The 23,364-nt window shown below is 68.0% G+C and carries 21 protein-coding genes; 10 read left to right on the top strand and 11 right to left on the bottom strand.

Features of this window, described 5'->3' with window-relative positions:
• The 4 genes from KV203_RS10375 to KV203_RS10360 form a co-directional block, all read right to left on the bottom strand.
• Window positions 1–1,554, bottom strand: coding sequence for a flavin-containing monooxygenase (locus KV203_RS10375; protein ID WP_066469698.1), 1,554 nt, complete (start codon window positions 1,552–1,554; stop codon window positions 1–3).
• 29 nt (window positions 1,555–1,583) lie between these two features.
• A complete protein-coding gene (locus tag KV203_RS10370) occupies window positions 1,584–3,239 on the bottom strand; it encodes a fatty acyl-AMP ligase (protein ID WP_066469699.1) in 1,656 nt (551 codons plus the stop codon).
• The gene (locus KV203_RS10365) at window positions 3,236–3,493 is read right to left on the bottom strand and encodes an acyl carrier protein (protein ID WP_066469706.1); all 258 of its coding nucleotides are present in this window, start codon (window positions 3,491–3,493) and stop codon (window positions 3,236–3,238) included. Before KV203_RS10365 ends, KV203_RS10370 begins: the two co-directional genes overlap by 4 nt.
• Before the next feature lie 92 nt (window positions 3,494–3,585).
• On the bottom strand, window positions 3,586–4,830 hold the full coding sequence (locus KV203_RS10360; RefSeq protein WP_066469708.1) for an aminotransferase class I/II-fold pyridoxal phosphate-dependent enzyme: 1,245 nt from the start codon (window positions 4,828–4,830) through the stop codon (window positions 3,586–3,588).
• A 557-nt stretch (window positions 4,831–5,387) separates the two neighbouring features.
• Between KV203_RS10360 and KV203_RS10355 the strand changes: the two genes are divergently transcribed.
• Complete coding sequence (locus KV203_RS10355) at window positions 5,388–7,694, top strand: MMPL family transporter (RefSeq protein WP_425516865.1); 2,307 nt, start codon at window positions 5,388–5,390, stop codon at window positions 7,692–7,694.
• 57 nt (window positions 7,695–7,751) lie between these two features.
• Here KV203_RS10355 and KV203_RS10350 read toward each other — a convergent pair whose 3' ends face one another.
• Window positions 7,752–8,933 carry a cytochrome P450 gene (locus KV203_RS10350; RefSeq protein ID WP_066469710.1) on the bottom strand — a complete coding sequence of 394 codons (1,182 nt, stop codon included), beginning with the start codon at window positions 8,931–8,933 and terminating at the stop codon, window positions 7,752–7,754.
• 152 nt (window positions 8,934–9,085) lie between these two features.
• Here KV203_RS10350 and KV203_RS10345 point away from each other — a divergent pair, with 152 nt between their 5' ends.
• A complete protein-coding gene (locus tag KV203_RS10345) occupies window positions 9,086–9,646 on the top strand; it encodes a TetR/AcrR family transcriptional regulator (protein ID WP_066469713.1) in 561 nt (186 codons plus the stop codon).
• A gap of 6 nt (window positions 9,647–9,652) precedes the next feature.
• On the opposite strand, the gene KV203_RS10340 is transcribed toward KV203_RS10345, so the two are convergent.
• From KV203_RS10340 to mptB, 6 genes are all read right to left on the bottom strand, one after another.
• Window positions 9,653–11,053, bottom strand: coding sequence for a serine/threonine-protein kinase (locus KV203_RS10340; RefSeq protein ID WP_066469716.1), 1,401 nt, complete (start codon window positions 11,051–11,053; stop codon window positions 9,653–9,655).
• Window positions 11,054–11,316: 263 nt separating this feature from the next.
• On the bottom strand, window positions 11,317–12,282 hold the full coding sequence (locus KV203_RS10335) for a quinone oxidoreductase family protein (RefSeq protein WP_066469719.1): 966 nt from the start codon (window positions 12,280–12,282) through the stop codon (window positions 11,317–11,319).
• A gap of 12 nt (window positions 12,283–12,294) precedes the next feature.
• On the bottom strand, window positions 12,295–13,269 hold the full coding sequence (locus KV203_RS10330; protein WP_066469722.1) for a COX15/CtaA family protein: 975 nt from the start codon (window positions 13,267–13,269) through the stop codon (window positions 12,295–12,297).
• A 42-nt stretch (window positions 13,270–13,311) separates the two neighbouring features.
• Window positions 13,312–14,058 carry an ABC transporter permease gene (locus KV203_RS10325; protein WP_066470124.1) on the bottom strand — a complete coding sequence of 249 codons (747 nt, stop codon included), beginning with the start codon at window positions 14,056–14,058 and terminating at the stop codon, window positions 13,312–13,314.
• Window positions 14,059–14,081: 23 nt separating this feature from the next.
• Window positions 14,082–15,014: an ABC transporter ATP-binding protein gene (locus tag KV203_RS10320; RefSeq protein ID WP_066469723.1), complete on the bottom strand. Its 933-nt coding sequence runs from the start codon at window positions 15,012–15,014 to the stop codon at window positions 14,082–14,084.
• Entirely contained in the window at window positions 15,011–16,675 is a 1,665-nt protein-coding gene (gene mptB, locus KV203_RS10315; protein ID WP_246600111.1) for a polyprenol phosphomannose-dependent alpha 1,6 mannosyltransferase MptB, read from the bottom strand. Before mptB ends, KV203_RS10320 begins: the two co-directional genes overlap by 4 nt.
• 44 nt (window positions 16,676–16,719) lie before the next feature.
• On the opposite strand from mptB, the gene KV203_RS10310 reads away from it, so the two are divergent.
• From KV203_RS10310 to KV203_RS10275, 8 genes are read left to right on the top strand one after another with little or no spacing between them, the layout of a single operon-like run.
• A complete protein-coding gene (locus KV203_RS10310) occupies window positions 16,720–17,520 on the top strand; it encodes a helix-turn-helix transcriptional regulator (RefSeq protein ID WP_083530024.1) in 801 nt (266 codons plus the stop codon).
• Window positions 17,517–18,947: a Fe-S cluster assembly protein SufB gene (gene sufB / locus KV203_RS10305; RefSeq protein ID WP_066469725.1), complete on the top strand. Its 1,431-nt coding sequence runs from the start codon at window positions 17,517–17,519 to the stop codon at window positions 18,945–18,947. The genes KV203_RS10310 and sufB overlap by 4 nt, the downstream gene beginning before the upstream one ends.
• Complete coding sequence (gene sufD / locus KV203_RS10300) at window positions 18,944–20,074, top strand: Fe-S cluster assembly protein SufD (RefSeq protein WP_066469727.1); 1,131 nt, start codon at window positions 18,944–18,946, stop codon at window positions 20,072–20,074. Before sufB ends, sufD begins: the two co-directional genes overlap by 4 nt.
• Window positions 20,075–20,836 (top strand): Fe-S cluster assembly ATPase SufC, encoded by a 762-nt coding sequence (gene sufC / locus KV203_RS10295; protein ID WP_066469730.1) that lies wholly within the window; start codon window positions 20,075–20,077, stop codon window positions 20,834–20,836.
• Window positions 20,837–22,090: a cysteine desulfurase gene (locus KV203_RS10290; protein ID WP_066469731.1), complete on the top strand. Its 1,254-nt coding sequence runs from the start codon at window positions 20,837–20,839 to the stop codon at window positions 22,088–22,090.
• Window positions 22,091–22,094: 4 nt separating this feature from the next.
• On the top strand, window positions 22,095–22,538 hold the full coding sequence (gene sufU / locus KV203_RS10285; RefSeq protein WP_066469733.1) for a Fe-S cluster assembly sulfur transfer protein SufU: 444 nt from the start codon (window positions 22,095–22,097) through the stop codon (window positions 22,536–22,538).
• Entirely contained in the window at window positions 22,538–22,894 is a 357-nt protein-coding gene (locus tag KV203_RS10280) for a metal-sulfur cluster assembly factor (RefSeq protein ID WP_066469736.1), read from the top strand. The genes sufU and KV203_RS10280 overlap by 1 nt, the downstream gene beginning before the upstream one ends.
• 60 nt (window positions 22,895–22,954) lie before the next feature.
• Complete coding sequence (locus KV203_RS10275; RefSeq protein ID WP_066469738.1) at window positions 22,955–23,353, top strand: BlaI/MecI/CopY family transcriptional regulator; 399 nt, start codon at window positions 22,955–22,957, stop codon at window positions 23,351–23,353.
• Window positions 23,354–23,364 lie beyond the last annotated feature (11 nt).

Below are 23,364 nucleotides of genomic sequence, written 5' to 3'. Positions count from 1 at the left end.
TCAGGCCACCGTTCGGCGGCTGTCGGCCGGTAGTTGATCTGCGGCCGGTCGAGCTCCGCGCCGCCGATCCCCACGCCGCTGATCCCCGGGCAGTCGATCCCACAGCAGCCGTTGGTAGTCGCCCGGTCGGACGGTGACGAACCACTGGAGGAAACGTCGTCCCGCGGAAAGGTTCATGTTCAGGTCACCGAGCATCTCGTCGATGTTGTGGATGGCGAACGGGGTCACGCTGGCGCCGCTGGCGAATCTCCCGTCGGTTCGTTCATCGAGCCAGCGCAGCTTTTTCTCGACCGTCGCCCGGAGCTGCGCATCCGGGGGCAGCACCAGCTGCCCGGTCAGCAGGTGGGTGGTCCACAACGCGCCCACCTCCGCACTGAGCATGCTGATGCCGGACGAGTTGTATCCGGCGAAGGTCAGCCCCGGTACACCGATCGGCGCGATGTTGCGGTAGAGCCGAAAGTTGCCCTGCTCGTCGACGACCTGTCGGCGGATCTCCTCGGCCAGGAACGGAACGTCCTGCCGGAATCCGGTGGCGAACACCACCAGGTCGGCAGCGACCGCGCCGCCGTCGGTCAGCTCGACCGCCCCGGCCGGATCGAATCGCACCAGGGAGCGGTCTCGGCGCACGTCGAGTCGACCACGGCGCACCTGATCGAAAAATCCTTCGGTGGCCAGACTTTCGGTCGCGTCGGAAATGTCTTCGAACCGGCCGTGTGGCACCAGTCCGAGTTCGCGCAGTCCCAGCTGCCGAGTCGTCAGTCGTTGCAGGACCCGGAAGATCGCGTCGGACAGCAGTCGCGCGGGACCGTGCAGGAATCGTTCGATCCGGTTCGGTTCCAGGTACAGAAAGCCTGCTTCGCCCTGCCGGGTCAACTCCAGGCCCTCGAAATCGAACAGGCCGACCAGCCGAGGCGGCATCTTCCACAGCAGCCGGCGCGCCACCACCGTCGTCGAGGTGGCCACCTCGCTCACCGCGACGGCCAGATCGCACGCCGACTTGCCGTAGCCGACGACCACGACGTTGCGGCCGCGGGCGAGTTCGAGATCGTGGAACTCCGACGAGTGGCAGACCCGGCCGCCGGCGGCTTCGAATGCGGCGCGGCCGGGCAGATCGGGCAGGTTCGGCTGCTGGAAGACCCCGTTGGCGACGATCAGGTGATCGAACTGCTCGGTCGACCTGCCACCGTCACCTCGGCGGCCCTGGGTTCGCAGCCGCAGTGTCCAGCCGTGGTCGTCGTGCCAGGCGGCGTGCTCGACCTCGGTGCCGAGCCGCAGACATTCGTCGATGCGGTGGCGCGACGCGTAATCGGCCAGATAGGACTGCACCTGCGCACTGCTCGGACATTCCGGCACCGACGTCGGCAGCGCCTGATCGGAGAACCGATAGGTCTTCTTCGTGTTCTGCGTACGCAATCCGGGGTAGCGGCGGGTCGCGCTCCACACGCCGCCCACATCCGGTGCCTTCTCGAAGACGACGACTTCGAAGCCCACCGCACGCAGCATCCGCGCGTGCACCAGGCCCGCGACACCGGCACCGACGACAGCTATCTTCATTTCTCGGTTGTCTTCATCTCACGACCGCCTCATCTCGACTCGACCAGTTCTCGTGCAGCGGTTCGGCGGATCTTCCCGGACGGGGTCTTCGGCAGGGTGCCCTTGGCCACCACGAGCACCGATCCCGGTGTGGCGCCCATCCGGTCGAGGACCGACTGCGACACCTCGCTCCGGATACGCAGGCAGTCGGCCTCGTCGTCGACCTGGTCCGACTCGACGATGACGGCGAAGTCTTCTCGACCACCGTCGTTTTGCAGCGGTACCGCAGCGGTGCCGCCGTTGCGGACGCCCGCCACCCGGCCGGCCGCCTTCTCGATGTCGGCCGGGGACAGATTGCGGCCGGCGATGATGATCAAATCCTTCTTCCGGCCCGAGATCACGACTTCACCGGCGTCGGTGAGATACCCGAGGTCGCCGGTCGGGAACCAATCGTCGGTGTCGACGGCGGGCTGGTAGCCGGCCGGGGTGAGGTAGCGCCGCGTGACCGCTTCGCCGCGGATCTCGATCTCGCCGATCTGGCGATGGGGTACCACCGAACGCGTCCGGTCGACGACCCGCGCCTCCAGGCCGGGCAGCGGCGAGCCGAGCGGCACGAAAGCGCGGGTGCCCGGACCGTCGACGGGAACGGCGAGCCGATCGACCTCCAGGCGCTCGACGTCGACGTGTTCGGCGGCCAGCGGCTGGTCCAACGGACTGAACGACACCGCCAGCGTCGCCTCGGCCATACCGTAGGCCGCGACCATGGCTTCCGGACGCAGACCGAATCGACCACCGGCTTCGAGGAGCAGGTCGATGGTCGCCATGTCGATCGGTTCGGCGCCGTTGAGCACGAAACGCAAACTGGACAGGTCGTACGCGCCGTCCGGTGCGCTGCGGAGCCGGCGGGCGAGCACGCTGTAGGCGAAGTTGGGTGCGGCGGTCATGGTGCCGCGGTACTTCGTGATCAGCTCCGGCCACAGCAGCGGCGCGGTGAGGAAGTCCATCGGGGTCATGCAGACGGCCGTGCCGCCGCAGATCATCGGCTCGATGAGGAAACCGACCATGCCCATGTCGTGGAACAGCGGCAGCCAGCTGACGGTGACATCCGCCGACGTTCCGGCGGAGGCCGCCACCATGGCGAGGTGATTGCGATACAGGTTTCGATGCGATACCGCGACCGCCTTGGGTGTCCCGGTCGAGCCCGAGGTCAGCTGCAGGATCGCCAGATCGTCCTCGGCGACCGGCACCTGCTCCACCTGCGTCGGGATCGGCTCGGCCGCCGAGTCGTCCGCCAGTACCGCGGTGTCGAGGACGGTGAGGCCCCGGTCGGTGAGCAGCGATTCGACCGGTTCGAACGGCGTGCCCACCACGACGAATCGGGCGTCGAGCATGTCGAGGACCTCGATGGTGTCGCCGACCCAGGTCTCGAGATCGGTCCGCGGAGTCGGCTGATGCAGCATCGTGAACACCGCGCCCCGAAGCCAGACCGCTTGGATGAGCGGCGCCACATCGGCCGGTTGTGCGACCAGGATGGCGACGCTGTCGCCGTGGCCGACGCCGTGCCGGGCGAGGCCGGCTGCCCATCGCTGGGCCGTGGCGAAGACCTCCGACCAGCGGCGGAACGTCGGAGCGTCCGGCTCGCCGGTCACCAGGCCGTTCGGCGACTCGTGCATCGCCCGGTGAAGTTCTTCGCTGAATCGGCTCATCGGAGGTCGGTGTCTTTCTGCTCGACTACCAGCGCGACGACATCGGCGACGGTCCGGGCGGCGGCGATGCCGTGCTCGCCGTCGACTGCGCAACCGAAGCGTCGCTGGAGCGCTTCGCCGAGCTCGAGCCGACGGGCCGAATCGAATCCGAGTCCGTCGATCAGTTGTGTATCCGGCGTGACCGGCGCCCCACGATCCGGTGCGAGCGCGGCGACCACGTCGATGATGTCGTCGGCAATGCACAATTCGGCCATGCCAGCTCTCCTTCTCTCCGCCCGCCGTATGGCGCGGCGCCACTGCCCGACCGGACAGTTGTTCGTGCGTCGGAGCCGTTCGGATGGGTCGGTCAGTGAGATTTTTCTGAAGTCCGGTGGTCCTGCAGGGCGGCGCCCACCACTGCGGCGACGCGATCCAGCTGGTCTTCGGTGTGTGTCGCCATGACGCTCAGCCGTAGCAGCGCCTTGCCCTGCGGCACCGCGGGAAAAAGGGACAGGCCGGTGAACACGTCCGCATCGAAGATCCGGTTCCAGGTCGCGACCGCGGCGAGTTCTTCACCCAGCTCGATCGAGACGATCGGACCGCTCAGGGGTGTTCCGGATTCCGACGGCGTCACCCCGCCGCCGGTGATTCCCCGATCGCTCAGCAGCTGTCGCAGGTGATCGGCATTGGCGACAGCTCGGGCCGCCAGGGCGGCGCCCTCATCGCTGCGCGCGATCCGTACGGCCGCCAGCGCGGACGCCACCGCCGCGGGCACGGCCGACATGGAGAAGATGAACGCCCGGGCATTGACCCGCAGGGTGTCGACGAGCTCGGTCGAACCCGCGATGAAACCGCCGGTGGAAGCGAGCGCTTTGGAGAAGGTGCCCATCCGGATCTCGACCAGGTCGGCCACGTCGTAGTGCGATACCAGGCCGGTGCGGTCGGCGCCGAAGAGGCCGATACTGTGCGCCTCGTCGACCATCAGCGACGCCTCGTATTCGCGGCAGGCCTCCGCAATCGAGCGCAGCGGGGGCACGTCGCCTTCCATCGAATAAAGACCCTCGACCACGACGAGACATGCACCGCCCCGGTCGGCGACATGCTGCAGTTGCTCGCGCAGCGAATCGACGTCGTTGTGCTGGAAGGTCCGGGTCGCTGCACCCGACAGGCGGCAACCATCCTGGATCGACGCGTGGATGGCCGAGTCGACCACCACCGTGTCGCCCGCGCCGATCAAACCGCAGATGGTGCCGACGCTGGTCTGGTACCCGGTCGTGAACAGGACCTCCGCGGCGCCGTGCCAGTCGGCGAGTTCGCGCTCCAGCTCGACGTGCAGATCGGTCGTGCCGCTGTAGAGCCTGCTGCCGAGCGTCGCCGCACCGAATCGGGTGGTTGCGGCGCGGGCGGCCGACACCACCTGTGGATGGTTGGCCAGGCTCAGGTAGTTGTTCGATGCCAGCATGATCCGCGGACGTCCGTCGACCGTCGTCGTCGCTTCGATCGGCGACTGGACCTGCCGGAAGAACGGCGCCGCACCCTGCGCCTGAAGGGCGTCGACAGCGGTTCGCCGCGCGTCCTGCGATACGCGATTCGTCAATGCAGTGGGGGACAACGATCCTCCGGATGCTCTGGTCTGAGGAGTGGTCGACTCATTGTCTGTCACTCATTGTCTGTCACTCGCTCGGAGTGCAGATCTCGGAAAAGTTACCGATCTGCCTGGAAAAATCGGTAAAACCCCTACGGCCGTTACGCCGACACCCGCATTTGAAAGTTTAGCACGGCAAAGTTTAGTGCGAAAGGCAGCAGAAACGGCCGAACTCCGGGATCAGCAACTGCATAGCTAACTTTTTCCGACATAACCTCGGGAGATCTTCGCATTCAGGCCGCGGGGGCGCCTGGAATCGATCGGATATCCTGATGTGCGAGTTTCGTGCCTGTTAGGCCCACTTTGGCCGGTGGTCATCTCGTATTAGTCACTATTATCGGGCTTGAATATTGTTTCAAACACGATAAACCGGAGAGATGTTAAGCATTGGCATTGTTGCAGCAAAGGAGGTATCAGGTCTTTCTGTCGTGGCGCAGGCCATTGCCAGCCGGTGAAAGCCATTGAACGTGCGACTTTCCTCGAGTACGCTGGCGGCGCGGATTTGCGACTATGCGCCGATCCGGATGAGGAGCTGCGCCGCCGTGATCCTGACCAGATGTGCGGAGTTCGCACTCGCTGCCCCGCGGCGAATTGTCGCCGTGGCGCTTTTCTTGCTCGTCGCGACCGCGGCGCTGGCCGGGCCGGTGGTGCTCTCGTTACCCGCCGGCGGGGACGAAGCGCCCGACACCGAGGCTGCGCGTGCGGAGCGGGTGCTCGACGAAAAGTTCTCCGCCGCCGGGCGTTCCCTGGTATTCACGGTGACTTCCGATGCCGGGGTGGACAGTCCCGCAGCCGCCGCGCGCGGCGCGGATATCCTTGCCGCCCTGCAGGAAACGTCGGACGCCACGCAGCAGGGCTCGTACTGGAGTATCCCGCAGCCGCTGCTGTTGCCGCAGCTGCGGGCGGGGCTGACGAGCACCGACGGACGGACCGGAATCGTCTTCGCGCGCCTGCAGGGCAGTGAACAGGAGATCGCCGCCCGCGCGCACGAACTGGCCGAGCGCTTCGTCGGCGAGCAGGACGGCGTCACCGTGGCTGCCGGGGGACAGGCCGTCGCCTATTACGAGGTCGAGGAGCAGTCCGGGATCGACCTTGCGTTGATGGAGGCGATCGCGATCCCGCTCTCCTTCCTGGTGATGGTCTGGATCTTCGGCAGTGCCGTCGCGGCGCTGATCCCGGTGCTGGTCGGGATCTGCGCGATCGGCCTGACCATGGCCAGCCTCGCGGTGGTGCAGCGGTTCACCGACGTCTCGATCTTTGCGGTCAACCTGGCGTCCGCGATCTGTTTGGCGCTCGCGCTGGACTACTCGCTGTTCATCATCAACCGCTACCGCGAAGAGATCGCCCGGGGGGCGTCCCGGGAACGCGCCCTGCATCGCACCCTGCAGACCGCCGGGCGCACGGTGTCCTACTCGGCGCTGACCACCTCGCTGGTGCTGGCCAGTCTGCTGGTGTTCCCGCAGTACGTATTCCGGTCGCTGGCCTACGGCGGCATCGCCGCGGCGCTGATGTCGTTACTCGGCGCGTTGATCCTCGCCCCGGCGTTCATCGTCGCGTTCGGCGACCGGATCGAAACCCTCGACATCCGCAAGCCGGTGCGCCGGTGGTTCGGCCGCGAAGCGCCGCGGGTCCGCCCACCGGAGGAGCAATTCTGGTATAGCGCAGCGCGCTTCGCGTCTCGGCATGCGATCGCGGTCGTCGTCGTCCTCGTCGTGATCCTGCTCGGGCTGGCGGCGCCCGCGCTGGGTCTGCGGCTGTCCATGCCCGACGATCGCGCGCTGCCGGACTCGCACACCTCCCGGCAGGCCGGGGACCTGCTCCGAACCGAGTTCGCGCAGAACAACATCGGCACCGTCCAGGTGGTGCTACCCGCTGGCATCGAGTCGCCGGCTGCGCTCACCGAGTACGCGGCGCGGTTGTCCGAGGTGGCCGGCGTATCGATGGTCACCAGTCCGAGCGGGATCTACGCCGAAGGCCGATCGATCAGTCCGCTTGCCTTCGACGCGGCGCAGCGTGACGATGCCGGGTACTTGTCGGTGTTCACCGTCGAAGATCCGTTCAGTGCGGCCGGGCGCGAGCAGGTGACGCAGCTGCACGATGTGCCGGCACCCGCGCCGGTCCTGTTCAACGGTGCCGCGCAACGCAATGCCGACAATTCCGCGGTCACCATGAACCGCGCGCTGGTGGCGCTCGGTGTCGTGCTGTTGGTCACCTTCGTGGTGATCTTCCTGATGACCGGCAGCATCTTCCTTCCGGTGAAGGCATTCCTGATGAACGCCATCTCGCTCGGTGCGGCGTTCGGCGTGATGGTCTGGATCTTCCAGGACGGCCATCTCGGCGGGCTCGGCACCACGGCCACCGGCTACACGGTCGTGACCATCCCGCCGATGCTCGGCATCCTGGCGTACTGCCTGGCGATGGACTACGAGGTGTTCGTGCTGTCCCGGATCCACGAGGAGTGGCTGAACTCCGACCGTGGTCCCGAGGCCAACGACCGGGCGATCGCGATGGGCATGGCCCGCACCGGCCGGTTGGTCACCGCTGCCGCAGCGGTGATGGTGGTGGTGTTCCTCGGCATCGCGGCGGGACAGGTGTCGTTCATGCGCGGATTCGGCGTGGGCTTGGTGGTCGCGGTCACCGTGGATGCCTTCCTGATCCGGACCCTGCTGGTCCCGGCCACTATGTCCCTGATGCGCCGCGCGAACTGGTGGGCGCCTGCTCCGCTGGCCCGCTGGCAGCAGAAGCGTGGCTTGATAGATCAGGACCTCCCGCTGCAGCCTGATCCCGGTTCCGGGGCGGGGGGACGGCACCGGCGGATGGACCTGTTTTAGCCGGGTTTTCCGGTATACGGTCGGGAAAACGTGTCGGTGCCTCGCGATTCAATCGGCTCAGCGCGCGGTCAGCTCCAGGCTGCGCAGCCGACGGACCAGCAGGCTGGGTTGCCAGTCCGGCTCATCGACCGTGACCTCGAAATCGGTGGTGGCGTCGAGGAGGAACCCGACGGCGGCGTTGCCCTCGATCCGGGCCAACGCGGCGCCGACGCACCGGTGGAGGCCTTGGCCGAATGCCAGATGCGGCTGTCGGCGGGCGGGAGCCAGGTGGATCTCGTCGGGCTCGTCGAAGACGGCCGGGTCGCGGTTGGCTGCGCCCCAGAGCAGGTAGAGCCGGTCGCCGGCGGCCAGGGGGACACCGCCGAGCTGGGTGTCGGTGGTCACGTGCCGGTAGTGCCCGCGGAACGGCGACTCGAGTCGCAACACTTCTTCGATGAACGGCGCGACCAGATCGCGGTCGGCGCGTAACTGCGCGGTGATGTCGGGGTGCCGCCCGAGCAGCCACACGGCGCTGCCGACCAAGCTCACCGTCGACTCGGCGCCGGCGATCACCAGCTGGATCAGGGTGAACACCGCGGTATCGTGCTGGACCTCGCCGGACCGCACCTGCCGGGCCAGGTCGCCCATCGCGGTCGCTCCGGGATCGGCGAGTTCGGCGCTGAATGCCGTGTTCAGATAATCGGCAAGTTCGCCGGCAGCCTGTGCCGCTTCGGCCAGCTGCGCGGCTTCCACCATCCCGTCGAGCAGCGCGGTAGCCGCGAAGGACCAGCGGATCAGCTCGTCGATATCGCAGGTGGGGAAGCCGACCAGTTCCGCCACCACGGCCATCGGCAGCCGCTGGGCAACGGCGGTGACCCAGTCGATGCGGTCGCCGTCCCGGCCGGCCGCCCACATCGTTGCCAGAGCGTCGGCGATGAACGGTTGCAGTGCCCGAATCCGGGTTGCCGACAGTGCGGGCAGCACCATCCGCCGGTGTCGTCGGTGCGTCGGTTCGTCGGCGGTGGCCAGCACATGCATCGGTGAACCGAGCTCGAACAGCGGGAACTCGGTCACGCTGCCGTCGGCCTGCCACACCATCGTGGCGGTGAGATTCGACGAGAAGTCGTCGGCCCGCTTCACTGCTTCGGTGACCAGCTCCCACGAGCTGACGAGATGGAACGACGAGTCGGCCACCCGGCTGACCGGCGCCTGCGTGCGCAGCATCGCGTAATGCGGGTACGGATCGTCGAGTTCGTGCATGGGATCAGGCTCGATGCCGGGCCGCGGCCTGGTCAATCTGTTCCGGCGAAGTCGATACGGCCCGCTCGACGTCGGTGATATCGACATCTCATCCGTACCGCCGACCTCGTCGAATCGGTGATACGAACGCGTCAGATGTCTCACGATGAGATATGGCCGAAGACTGGTTGGTGGGCGCCGACCGCGCCGATCGGGCGCGGGAACGGCTCTACGAGATCGCTGCCGAACTGATCGCTCGGGACGGCCTGGACGGTTTGGACCTCGACGAACTTGCCCGGCGGGCGCACTGTTCGCGGGCCACGCTGTACCGGCACACCGGGGGCAAACGGCGGGTGCAGGAAGCGGTGCTCATCCGCGCATCGACGGCCGTCGTCGCCGGAATCCGCGACACCGTCGCCGCCCGGCGGGGGCGCGAGCGGGCCCGGCTGACGATCAGCTTGGCAGTCGAGGGGATTCGGGCCGACCCGATCACCCGGCAGTTCCTCCGGTCTCGCAACGCACTGCGCCAGCTCGGCCTCGCGCTCGATACGCCGTTCGTCCCGCGACTTGCAGCCGAACTGATCGGGCTCGCGCCGGACGACACGGTCGGCCCGGAGTTCGCGATCCGGTCGATCCTGGCCTTGGTGCTCTGGCCACCGGCCAGGCCGGAGCTGGTCGAGTCGTTGGTCGACGCCGTCGTGGCCGGACTCCGGATCCCCACCGAGCAGTCGTGAGTCGGATCAGCCGGGGCCGAGTCGGGTCGAGTTCGCCACCTGCATGCGCCCGTCCGTCAGGGTGACCTGCACCCAACGATTCTCGGTTTCGGTGCGCCCGTCGGTCGTGCGGTAGGTCAGCCGTACCTGTACCGAGGAACCGTCTTGCGGACTGACCGAGTCCAGCTGGACCGCACTGACCGAGGACCAGAATCGGTCGAACTCGGGTCTGCCGGTGCGCGCGGCGTATGTGGAATCGAGATCGTCCCAGGCCTGATCCCGCCGCTCGGGTAGCAGGGCGTAATAGTCGCGGACGAACCGGGCGATCCGATCGAAACTCGGCGGCCCGGTCGCGGTCACCGTGACGGTCGAGGTCGCGACCGTACTGGTCAGGTTGGCGCCGCGGCCGAGTAGATCGTTGGACGTCAGCGCTGAGCCGGCGGTCAACACTACGAGGATCGACAGGATCGCGATCAGCCAGCCGCCGTGGTGACCCCGGCCCACCGTCTCGGCCGGTTCGCCGGACCAGTTCGGTTCCATCGGTTCACCGGGGCAGGTATCGCGGCGGGGTCCGAGCGGGACCGCCGGGAGCGGCCCGCGGGACACCGTCGGCCGGCCCGAAACCGCCCGGAGCGCGGCGCCGGCCAGCGCCCCCGCGCTGTCGAAGCGATCGGCCGGCCGCTTCGCCATCCCGCGCGCGATCACCTCGTCCAAGTCCGGTGGGATGCCGTCGCGATAATCGGTCGGTCGCGGCGGATCGGTGGTCATGTGTGCGGAGACCTGCTGTTCCAGCGAATCGCGGGGGAACGGTATCTGGCCGGTCAGGCATTCGTAGAGCACACAGGCCAGCGAGTAGACGTCGGCCGCCTTACCCGCGCGCTCCGGCCGGAATCGTTCCGGCGCCATGTAGGCTAGCGTGCCGACCGCCGAGCCCATCGCCGTCAGCGATGTGTCCTGCTCGCCGTGGGCGATCCCGAAGTCGATCAGATAGACGAAGTCCCGATCCGTGATCAGGATGTTCGACGGCTTGACGTCTCGATGGATCAGTCCCTGACCGTGCGCCGCGTCCAGCGCGTCGGCGACCTGCCGGAGGTAGGACACCGCGGATTCGGGCGGCAATCCACCCGAGCCGGCCAGAACACTGGTCAGGTCCGCGCCGTCGATCAGTCGCATGTCGAGATAAAGCCGTCCGTCGATCTCGCCGAACGCGTGGATCGGGGTGACGTGCGGGTCGCGTAATCCGGCGGTGATGTGCGCTTCCCGCCGGAACCGCTCTCGAAAGGTGTCGTCCTCGGCGAGGTGCTCGGGCAGCAGTTTCAGCGCAACTTCCCGACGGGTATCGGTGTCGTAGGCCCGGTAGACCTCACCCATCCCGCCGCGGCCGATGAGGCCGAGCAGCCGGTACCGCCCGAACCTGATGTCGTCCACTGCCAGCTCCCTCGCCGCTGACGCCGGTGGACTGACTGGGGTCCACTACTCGTCGCTGAATTTGCCGGCGCTCCCCGAGCAATGTCAGCCTCCATACTATCGGCGTGTCGCGTTGATCGGCGTGCCCGCGATTCTCCCGTTACCGGACCCGCGCCACCGAGCCGCACCCCTTTTCGGTTCCCGCACACGCTTTTGTAGCGGATTTCCGGTGCAGTAGCACAGAAGTGGTGCGCAAACGACACCGAGCCGGACCGGTGTCGTGGTTACGGCAGCAACACCAGCGACCCGGTCGTGCGCCGGGCAGCGAGATCGGTCTGTGCCCGGCCGGCATCGGCAAGCGGGTAGCGCTCGCCGATCCGGATGTCGAGCACACCATCGGCAATCGCCGCGAACACCTCGCCGGCCCGCCACGACAACTCGTCGCGAGTTCTGGTGTAGTCGTTCAGCGTCGGCCGGGTGACGAACAGTGAGCCGGCGCGCGACAACCGTTGCAGATCGAACGGCGGGACCGGCCCGCTCGCTGCGCCGAACAGTGCCAACGTCCCGCGCACCCGTAACGCCGCGAGACTGGCTTCGAAGGTCGCCGCGCCGACCCCGTCGTAGACCGCTGCCACCCCCTCGCCGTCGGTGAGCGCACGAACTTCGGCGGCGAGGTCGTCGGGATAGCGGAGCACATCGGTCGCGCCGGCGGCCCGGCTCAGTTCTTCTTTCTCGGCCGTCGAGACCGTGGTGATCACCCGGACGTCTCGGGCGACCGCCAGCTGGGTGAGCATCAAGCCTACCCCACCCGCGCCGGCGTGGACGAGAACGGTGTCACCGGGCTGCGCCGGAAAGGTCGAGTTCAGCAAGTAGTGCGCGGTCATCCCCTGTAGCAGTGCGGTAGCGGCGACCTCCGGTGTCACGCCGTCCGGCACCGGCACCGCCCGGGCGGCATCCACCGCGACCAGCTCCGCATAACTCCCCTCGGCCGCGGCCCAGGCCAACCGGTCGCCGACCGCGATGTCGCCGACATCGGCGCCGACCGCAGTGACCACGCCGGTGCCTTCGGAACCGGGCACATAGGGCAGTTCGTGCGGGTACTTGCCGGTGCGGAAATAGATGTCGATGAAGTTGACCCCGACCGCCTCCGTCCGGACCAGCACCTGCCCGGGGGCGGGCGCCGGCTCGGGGACTTCGACGAGCTGCAGTACGTCGGGGCCGCCGTGTTCGTCGACACGGATTGCGCGCATGTGGGTCTCCCGTCAGTGAACCGTCGCCCCTGCGGCAACGGGGCGGAGGGGTAGGGGCTCCCGGGTTCGACCGGCTGCCCAGACCGCTGCGGTGGCAGCGGTACACGCGGCCGCGCCGGCCACATGCAAGGCGACCAGCACCGCCGGCACATCGGTCAGGTACTGCACGATGCCGATCCCGGCCTGGGCGATCACCAGGACGAGCAGGATGCGCAGCCGGCGCAGCGCGGTCCGCGGCGCGCCGACCGCGGTCAACCCGCAGGCCAGGCCGACCAGCAGGGCGAGGTAGGCGACGAGGAACTGGGCATGTGCGTGAACCAAGGTGACGATCTCGAGCTGCAGTCGCGGCACCGTCCGGTCCAGGCTCTTGTCGCCCGCGTGCGGCCCGGCACCGGTCACCAGCGTGCCGACAACCAGCGTGCCGACCAAGGCGAGCGCGCTCAGCCCGGCCAACAATCGCAACGGACGCGGGTACGCCGCGGTAGTGATCGCGTCGTCCGGCTCCCCGACCTTCAGATACAGCAGCGTGGCCAGCCACACCATCAGCATCGAAACCAGCAGGTGAATCGAGACGGTCCACCACAGCAGGCCGGTGCGGACGGTGATCCCGCCGATCACCGCCTGGAGCACGGTGCCACCGGGCATCAGCCAGGCGTAGCGGATCACCTCCGGTCGGCGGCGTGCCCGTACCACGGCCAACACCACCAGCGCGGCGCAGAGTACGACCACGCCGGTCAACATCCGGTTGCCGAACTCGATCGCTTGGTGAACCACCGGCACCTCGGCGACCCGGGTGGGGGTGAAGCTCCCCGGAAAGCACTTCGGCCAGGTCGGGCAGCCGAGCCCGGAGGCGGTCACCCGCACGACCGCGCCGGTGACCGCGATCCCGGCCTGGCTGAGCAGCACCGCCAGCGCTGCAAGCCGCTGGACCCGGAGCGGGGGGAGCGGCAACCGGTCGACGAGCCTGAGGAAGCCGCGAGAGATCACGAGCCGATCGTAAGGCTCAGCCGTCGGTGATCCCGTGACGGCTCAGCCGTCGAACTTGAACCAGCGGACGGCGGCCCATCCGCAGACCAGTGCCCAGCCGGCGAGCACCGCGATGCCGAACCCGTCGACCCGGACCTGGGTCGCCTCGTACAGCGCGTTCCCGAGCGCGCCGGAGGGCAGCAGTCGGGCGATCGTCCGTACTGTCTCGGGCGCGCCGGCCAGCGCGAACGACCCGACCGCGAGCAGGCCGAACCAGGCGAGGTTGGCCAGGGCGAGCACTACTTCCGCCTTCAGCGTGCCACCGAGGAGCAGGCCCATCGTGGCGAAGCTCACCGTTCCCAACCCGATGATCAGCGCGCCGAGCACGACCCCGGCCGGGCTCGGGCGCCAGCCCAGGGCGATACCGATCGTTCCCAACAGCAACGCCTGCAACGCCACCACGATCAGCACGGCGATGCTCTTGCCGGCGATGACCGCCCAGCGGGGCAGGGCGGTGGCGCCGAGCCGCTTCAGCGCGCCGTAGCGTCGGTCGAAGCCGACCGCGATCGCTTGACCGGTGAACGCTGTCCCCATCACCGCAACCATCGTCACGCCGGGCACCACCCGGTCCACCGCGTGCTCGCCGAGACCCGGTATCGGCAGCAGGCACAGACCGAGCAGCAGCGCCACCGGAATGATCATGGTGAGCAGCAGTTGCTCGCCGTTGCGCAGGAGCAGGGTCAGCTCCATCCGGGACTGCGCCGACAGCATCGCCGGCCAGCGGTTCGGGCCCGGGTCCGGGGTAAACATTCCGGGCGCGAATCTGGCCGCGGTCACCCGCGCAACTCCCGTCCGGTCAATTCCAGAAACACGTCTTCCAAGCTGCGTCGGTCGACCCGAAGGTCGGTGGCGAGGACGCCGATCCGGGCACACCATGCGGTCACTGCGGCCATCACCTGCGGATCGATCTCGCCTTCTATCAGATATGTACCCGGGGTGGTCTCCTGCGGCTGATACCCCTCCGGCAGCACCGCGGCGAGCAGTGACAGGTCCAGCTGCGGCGGGGCGCTGAAGCGTAACTGCCCCTCGGCGCCGTGCCGGGTCAGCTCGGCCGGGGTCCCGGCGGCAACCTGTCGGCCGTGATCGATGATCACCAGCTGATCGGCCAGCTGCTCGGCTTCCTCCATCGTGTGCGTGGTCAGCACCACGGTGACCCCGTCGCGACGAAGCGAGTCGATCAGATCCCAGACCAGGTGTCGCGCCTGGGCGTCCATGCCGGCGGTCGGCTCGTCCAGGAAAACCAGCTCGGGTCGGCCGACCAGCGCGCAGGCGAGCGCCAGCCGTTGCTGCTGGCCGCCGGACAGCCGCCGGTACGCGGTGTTGCGAACCTCGTCGAGGCCGAGTGTGTGCAGCAACCATTCCGGGTCGAGCGGGTTGCGGGCATAGGCCGCGATCAGCTGCAGGGTTTCGCCGGCCCGGGCGCCCGGATAGCCACCGCCGCCCTGCAACATCACCCCGATCCGCGGACGCAGCGTGGCCGCATCCGTGACCGGGTCCAGCCCGAGCACGCGTACCGTCCCACTGTCCGGCCGAGTGAATCCCTCGCACATCTCGACCGTGGTCGTTTTGCCGGCCCCGTTCGGCCCGAGCAATGCCAATATCCGGCCGGTCGGCACGCTCAGCTCGAGTCCGTCCACCGCGGTGACCGGACCGAACGACTTCACGACGACGTCCAGTTGGACGGCTGGTGGAGCGAGACCGGTCACGGTCGTTCAGCGTAGGGCGTGCGGTGCGGGAACGGCTTGGGTGCCCCGGCATCGTCGACCCGCCACGGCAGCACGGTGCGGGTAGCGATGATCATTCCCGCGACCACCACGACGGTGGCCGCAGCCGCCGCGACGATCTGAAACACGGTGAACTCGGCACCGCGTGGCATCAGGATGACGCTGACCAGCGCAGACAGGGCGATCGTCGGGATTCGAAAGGCGGGCAAGGTGGCCCATGCAGCAAGCGGGGTCACCGCCCACAGCAGGTACCACGGCTGCACCACCGGGAACAACAGGATCACCGAACCCATCGCGACACCGAACGCGCCGACCGGGTGCAGCCGCCCGGTGTAGACCGCCAACAACATCCGCAACGTGACGAACATCGCCAGGATCGCCGCGATCGGCCGAGTGATGTTCAGTACTGCGGTGGTGTGATCGCCCAGACCCAGCACCACCCCGCCGAACCCGGTCAGGATGCCGATCAGGGTGGGTAGCGACATCCAGCTCCGCACTGCGTTGGCTGCGCCCAGGGTATGAACCCAGCCGAAGCCCAGTCCGCTCGCAGTCGTGATCAGCAGCGTGGTCGTCAGCGCGATCCCCCCGGTAGCCGCTGCGGCGGCGAGGACCCCGCGCCAGCCGTGCCCCCATCGTCGGGCCAGCGCCATCCCGACGAAGCCGAGTGCGACGAGCGACGGGATCTTGATCGTCGACGAGAGCGCGATGATCGCGCAGCCCCCGATCAACAACGTCAGATTCGTGCCTCGGATCGGCGCCGCGGACTCGATTGCGTGCAGCGCCAGCTCCATCCCGGCCAGCATCAGACCCAGCATCAGTGCTTCGTTGTGCACCCCGGCGACCAGGTGGAACAGCAGCAGCGGGTTGGCGGCGCCGAGCCAGAGCGCGCTGACGGCGGCGACCCCGCAGCGGCGGGCCAGCCGGGGGAGTGCCCAGACGATCAGCGCCACGCCGCCCAAAGCCAGCGCGCGATGCAGCCAGATCCCGGCCACGATGTTGTCGCCGGCGACGGCGGCGATTCCGCGGCTACACCAGACGAACAACGGCCCGTAGGGCGCCGGGGTGGACTTCCAGATGTTCGGCACGCTGTTGGTCAACACGTGATCGCGGCCGAGCGCGGGCTCCGGCCCCAGCGCGTAGGGGTCCAGCCCACGGTGCGCTATCTCACCCTGGGCCAGATAGGAGTAGATGTCCTGGCTGAACATCGGCGGTGCGACCGCCAGCGGGATGATCCAGAGCAGCAGCGTGCGATCCAACTGGCCGCGGGACAGCCGGCGCGGTGGGGTTCCGTCGGCGAACCGGCCGACGGCGTAGCGGCCGAGCAGAAGCCAGGCCAGCACCACGATCACGGTGCCGATCATGGTGACCGCGATCGCGCTGGTCTGCATCCGCGCAGGCAAGCTGAGCACCGGGATGCCGAAGGTCGGGTTCTGGCGCACCGGTTGCGCGCCGACGCCGAGCGCGCCGAACGCCATCAGCAGGCTGCCGGTGGTGCCGAACCAGCGGATGTGCTGCAGAAAGATGAGTTCCCGCGGGTTCAGTCCCGGCGCGGGGGCCTCGGTGCCGTGCAGTGCGGCGACCGTTCGTTCGGGGGCCGGAGTGACCAGACCGAGCACTCGGCGACCTACGTCCACTGCTCCCACGGCGTCGAGGGTAGCGGGGCGGCCCACCGGTGAGGGTACCCTTGCTGGATTGGGGGAACGAATTCCACCACACTGTTGTTGTGAAAAAAGTGGCCGTTACCGAGACAGGGCCGGCGAGCCCTGCATCAGAGACGCCGGTGGTGACATCGGACGGCCAGACCCGCGCCGCGATCGTCCAGCTCTTGCTCGAGCGCGGACCGATCACGGCCATCGCGATCAGCGAGCAGCTGGGGCTGTCCCCGGCCGGGGTGCGCCGCCATCTGGACGTGCTGGTCGAGACCGGCCGGGCGCGCGCGTCCGGCCCGGCGACGTGGCAGCAGCAGGGGCGCGGCCGCCCGGCCAAGCGATACCAACTCACCGCTGCCGGCCGGGGTGCACTCGGCCATGCCTACGACGATCTGGCCGGTGCGGCGTTGCGCCAGCTCCGCGAGATCGGCGGGGCGGCGGCGATCGCCGAATTCGCTCGGCGGCGGGCCCACGCGGTGGTGGCCGACGTACCGCCGGCAGGTGCCGACCCGGACAGTCGTACGGCTACCGCGACCGCGATCGCAGCGGCGTTCAGTGCCGCCGGATTTGCCGCGACCACCCGCGAGGTCGGGTCCGGGGTGCAGATCTGCCAACATCATTGCCCGGTCTCGCACGTGGCCGAGGAGTTCCCCGAACTCTGTCTCGCCGAGACCGATGCGATCGGTGAGTTGCTGGGCACCCACGTGCAGCAACTTGCGACGATCGCCAACGGCGACTGTGCCTGCACGACTCACGTACCCCTCAGCAATCCGCCACCGGCCGACCCGGCACCGACTGCTCCACCCTCGAACACGACGACTCCGGAAGGAGCGCGATGACCATCAGCGATCCCGCGCCGCTCACCCAAGAGGAGGCCATCGCGTCTCTCGGCCGTTACGGGTACGGCTGGTCCGATTCCGACGACGCCGGCGCCGCCGCGCAGCGCGGTCTGTCCGAGGCGGTGGTGCGCGACATCTCGGCGAAGAAGAACGAGCCGCACTGGATGCTCGAGCAGCGGTTGAAGGCCCTGCGCATCTTCGATCGCAAACCGATGCCGAATTGGGGTGCTGCGCTCGGTGGGATCGACTTCGACAACATCAAGTACTTCGTCCGGTCCACCGAGAAGCAGGCGAACAGCTGGGAAGATCTGCCGGCGGATATCAAGAACACCTACGACAAGCTGGGTATCCCGGAGGCGGAGAAGCAGCGGCTGGTCGCCGGGGTGGCCGCACAGTACGAATCCGAAGTCGTGTACCACCAGATCCGGGAGGATCTGGCGGAGAAGGGCGTCGTCTTCCTGGACACCGACTCCGGCCTACGTGAGCATCCGGAGATTTTCCAGCAGTACTTCGGCTCGGTGATCCCGGCCGGGGACAACAAGTTCTCCGCGCTGAACACCGCGGTGTGGTCGGGTGGCTCGTTCATCTACGTGCCGCCCGGGGTGCACGTGGACATCCCGCTGCAGGCCTACTTCCGGATCAACACCGAGAACATGGGCCAGTTCGAACGAACGTTGATCATCGTCGACGAGAATGCCTATGTGCATTACGTCGAGGGCTGCACGGCGCCGATCTACAGCTCCGACTCGCTGCACTCGGCGGTGGTCGAGATCATCGTGCGCAAGGGCGGGCGGTGCCGATACACCACGATCCAGAACTGGTCGAACAACGTCTACAACCTGGTCACCAAGCGGGCCAAGGCCGAGGCCGGCGCAACGATGGAGTGGATCGACGGCAACATCGGCTCCAAGGTGACGATGAAGTACCCGGCGGTCTGGCTGACCGGCGAGCACGCGAAGGGTGAGGTGCTCTCGGTGGCGTTCGCCGGCGAAGGCCAGCACCAGGACACCGGGGCGAAGATGCTGCACCTGGCTCCGCGTACCAGCTCGACGATCGTGTCCAAGTCGGTGGCCCGGGCCGGCGGCCGCTCGTCCTACCGTGGCCTGGTCCAGGTGAACAAGGGCGCGCACGGCTCCCGTTCCACGGTGAAATGCGATGCGCTGCTGGTGGATACGATCAGCCGCAGCGACACCTACCCCTATGTCGACATCCGCGAGGACGACGTGACGATGGGGCACGAGGCGACCGTTTCGAAGGTGTCGGAAGACCAGCTGTTCTACCTGATGAGCCGCGGCCTCACCGAGGACGAGGCGATGGCGATGGTGGTGCGTGGTTTCGTCGAGCCGATCGCGAAGGAACTGCCGATGGAATACGCACTGGAACTGAATCGGTTGATCGAACTGCAGATGGAGGGCGCGGTCGGATGACCCTGGCGATCAACAAAGGGAGCGTCTTCAGCTCGTTCGACGTCGATGCGTTCGAGGTTCCGTCCGGCCGGGACGAGGCTTGGCGGTTCACCCCGTTGCGCCGGCTGCGAGGGTTGCACGACGGTACCGCCGCCGCGAACGGCGTAGCGACCGTGACGGTGTCGGCGTACGGCGAAACCGTGGGCCGGGCGGATCCGCGGTTGGGTGCCGCCGGGGCGCCGAGCGACCGGGTGGCTGCGCAGGCCTACAGCGGTTTCTCGGTGGCGACCGTGCTGGACGTGCCGAACCAGGTCGAGGTCACCGACCCGATCAACGTCGTGGTCACCGGGCCGGGCGTGGACCGGACCGCCTACGGGCACCTGCACCTGCGGCTCGGCGCGCTGGCGAAGGCGACCGTGGTGGTCGATTACCGGGGCAGTGGAACGTACGCCGACAACGTCGAGTTCGTGCTCGGCGACGGTGCCCAGCTGACCGTGGTATTGCTGCAGGACTGGGCCGACGACGCGGTGCACCTCACCCAGCACCACGCATCGGTCGGCCGAGACGCCACCCTCCGACACACCGATGTGATGCTCGGTGGCGACCTGGTCCGACTCGCCGCAACGGTCCGCTACGCCGGACCGGGCGGGGACGCCGAACTGCTCGGACTCTATTTCGCCGACGACGGCCAGCACCTGGAACAGCGACTGCTGGTCGACCACTCGGCGCCGCACTGCCGCTCGAACGTGCTGTACAAGGGGGCGCTGCAAGGTGACCCGGCGTCGTCGAAGGGAGATGCGCGGACCGTCTGGGTCGGCGACGTGCTGATCCGGGCCGAAGCCGAAGGCACCGACACCTTCGAGGTGAACCGGAACCTGGTGCTCACCGACGGGGCCCGGGCCGACTCGGTGCCGAACCTGGAGATCGAGACCGGCGAGATCGCCGGGGCCGGACATGCCAGTGCCACCGGTCGATTCGACGACGAGCAGCTGTTCTACCTACGCAGCCGGGGGATACCGGAGGACCAGGCGCGGCGTCTGGTGGTCCGTGGCTTCTTCCACGACATCATCCAACGCGTCGCGGTGCCCGAGGTCCGCGACCGCCTCGAGGCAGCCGTCGAGGCCGAACTTTCTGCGATCGGAGCGTAAATGACGACCCTGGCGATTACCGACCTGCACGTCGAGGTCGACACGCCCGAAGGCACGGTGAAGCAGATCCTCACCGGGGTGGATCTCACCGTCGAGTCCGGCACCACGCACGCGATCATGGGTCCGAACGGCTCGGGTAAGTCCACGTTGTCCTACGCGATTGCCGGGCACCCGAAGTATCGGGTCACCCAAGGCTCGATCACCCTGGACGGTGAAGATCTGCTGGCGATGACCGTCGACGAACGGGCGCGTGCGGGTGTCTTCCTGGCGATGCAGTATCCGGTGGAAGTCCCCGGCGTCTCGACCTCGAATTTCCTGCGGACCGCGGCGACCGCGGTCCGCGGCGAGCCGCCCAAGCTGCGGCACTGGATCAAAGAGGTCAAGTCCGCCATGGCACAGCTGGAGATCGATCCCGCGTTCGCCGAGCGCAGCGTGAACGAGGGCTTCTCCGGCGGTGAGAAGAAGCGGCAGGAAGTGCTGCAACTGGAGCTGCTGAAACCGAAGATCGCGGTGTTGGACGAGACCGACTCGGGCCTGGACGTCGACGCGCTGCGAGTGGTCTCCGACGGGGTGAATCGGTATCAGCAGGACAATCACGGCGGAGTATTGCTGATCACCCATTACACCCGGATCCTGCGGTACATCCGGCCCGAGTTCGTGCACGTGTTCGTCGGCGGGCGGATCGTCGAGTCCGGTGGCCCGGAGCTGGCCGACGAGCTGGACGCGAACGGCTACGTGCGGTTCGCCCAGGCGGCGGTGTAGATGACCGCTCCCACGCAGGTGCTCGACGTCGCCGCGATCCGGGCCGACTTTCCCATTCTGTCCCGGACCGTGCGGGACGGGAAGCCGTTGATCTACCTCGATTCCGGTGCCACCGCGCAGCGTCCGGTCGCGGTGCTGGACGCGGAGCGGGAGTTCCTGGAGCGGCACAACTCGGCGGTGCATCGCGGCGCGCATCAGCTGGCCGAGGAAGCCACCGACGCCTACGAGGGTGCCCGCGCCGAGATCGCGCGCTTCGTCGGCGTCGATGCGGGGGAGATCGTCTTCACCAAGAACGCAACCGAGGCGCTGAACCTGGTCGCATACGCGTTCGGCGACGACCGGTTCGAGCACCGGGTCGGGCCGGGCGACGAGATCGTGGTGACCGAGCTGGAGCATCACGCCAATCTGGTGCCGTGGCAGGAGCTGGCCCGCCGGACCGGGGCGACGTTGCGTTGGTACGGGATCACCGACGACGGTCGGATCGATCTCGACTCGTCGGCGTTGTCGCCGGCGACGAAGATCGTCGCGTTCACGCATCAGTCCAACGTGACCGGCGCGGTGGCGCCGGTGGCCGAACTGGTCCGCCGGGCGCGGGCGGTCGGTGCGTTCGTCGTGTTGGACGCCTGCCAGTCGGTCCCGCACATGCCGGTCGACCTCGCCGCGCTCGACGTGGACTACGCGGCGTTCTCCGGACACAAGATGCTCGGCCCGTCCGGCGTCGGTGTGCTCTACGGCCGGCGCGGCTTGCTGGAGCAGATGCCGCCGTTCATCACCGGCGGATCGATGATCGAGACGGTCACCATGGCGGCGAGCACCTACGCGCCGCCCCCGCAGCGGTTCGAAGCGGGCGTGCCGATGACCTCGCAGGTCGTGGGCCTGGGCGCGGCGGTCCGGTACCTGGAACGGATCGGGATGAACACGGTCGCTGCGCACGAACGGACGCTCACCGAGGCTGCGCTGGCCGGCCTCGGCGCGATCGACGGGGTGCGGATCGTCGGCCCGACCGGCACCGATCTGCGCGGTGGTGCGGTCTCGTTCGTGGTGGACGGTATCCATGCCCACGATGTCGGACAGATCCTGGACGACGAAGGGGTGGCGGTACGGGTAGGTCATCACTGCGCCTGGCCGCTGATGCGCCGGATGGGCGTGCCGGCCACGGTGCGCGCGTCGTTCGCGGTCTACAACACCCTCGACGAGGTGGACGCGCTGGTCGCCGCGGTGCGCAGAGCGCAGCAGTTCTTCGGGGTGGAGTAGTCCGATGCGGATGGAGCAGATGTACCAGGAGGTGATCCTGGACCACTACAAGCACCCGCATCATCGAGGGCTGCGCGAACCGTTCGGCGCCGAGGTGCACCACGTGAATCCCACCTGCGGCGACGAGATCACCCTGCGGGTGGACATCGACGACACCGGCAGCGTGCGGGACGTGAGCTACGCCGGGCAGGGCTGTTCGATCAGTCAGGCCGCGACATCGGTGCTGGCCGATCAGGTGATCGGGCTGCCGGTGCCGCAGGCGTTGCAGGTGGTGGATGCGTTCGACGAAATGATCACCAGCCGTGGCGCCGTCGAAGGCGACGAGGACCTGATCGGCGACGGGATCGCGTTTGCCGGCGTCGCGAAGTATCCGGCACGGGTGAAGTGCGCGTTGTTGGGCTGGCTGGCGTTCAAGGACGCCGTGGTACAGATCGAAGGAGCACGCTGATGACCGAAGCGCAGGCGCACGAGCCGCCGGACCAGCAGCTGTTGGACGATATCGAAGAGGCGATGCGCGACGTCGTCGACCCCGAGCTCGGCATCAACGTCGTCGATCTGGGTCTGGTGTACGGGATCGGGGTCGCCGACGAAGAGGCGGGCCGGACCGCGCTGATCGACATGACCCTCACCTCGGCGGCCTGCCCGCTGACCGATGTGATCGAGGACCAATCGCGCAGTGCACTGGTGCGCAGCGGCCTGGTCGCCGACATGCGGATCAACTGGGTCTGGATGCCGCCATGGGGCCCGGACAAGATCACCGATGACGGTCGTGAGCAGCTGCGGGCGCTGGGGTTCACCGTCTGAGCCGGAAACCCCGCGGCGTCGAGGGCTGCGCGAAGCTGCAACAAAGGTTAGGCTAACCATATGAGCAGCACCGCGAAGGCGAGTGGTCGCCCGTTTCTCGGTACGTTGGAGCGCGCCGTCCTGGATGTGCTGTGGGCCGGCGACGCGCCGTTGTCCGGGCGCGAGGTGCATACTGTGCTCGCCGTGCGCCGGCCGCTGGCGTACGTCACGGTGACGACGGTCCTGGGCCGGCTCACGGAGAAGGGCTTGGTCCGGCAAAGCCGGGAGGCGCGTGCGTTTCGGTACACGCCGCTGCGCAGCTGCGGCAGCATCGTCGCCGACCACATGCTGCAGGCACTCGACGAGTGCGACCCCGGCTCCCGTCGAGCAGCGCTGGTCAGGTTCGTCGACACGATCTCGGCCGAGGATGCGGCGACGATATTGCGGCTGCTCGGCCCGAGCGAACGGTCGGCGGCGTGATCGCTCCGGCG

Source organism: Skermania piniformis (assembly GCF_019285775.1).
GTDB classification, from domain to species: Bacteria; Actinomycetota; Actinomycetes; order Mycobacteriales; family Mycobacteriaceae; genus Skermania; species Skermania pinensis.
This window is presented reverse-complemented; position numbering and strand designations above follow the sequence as displayed.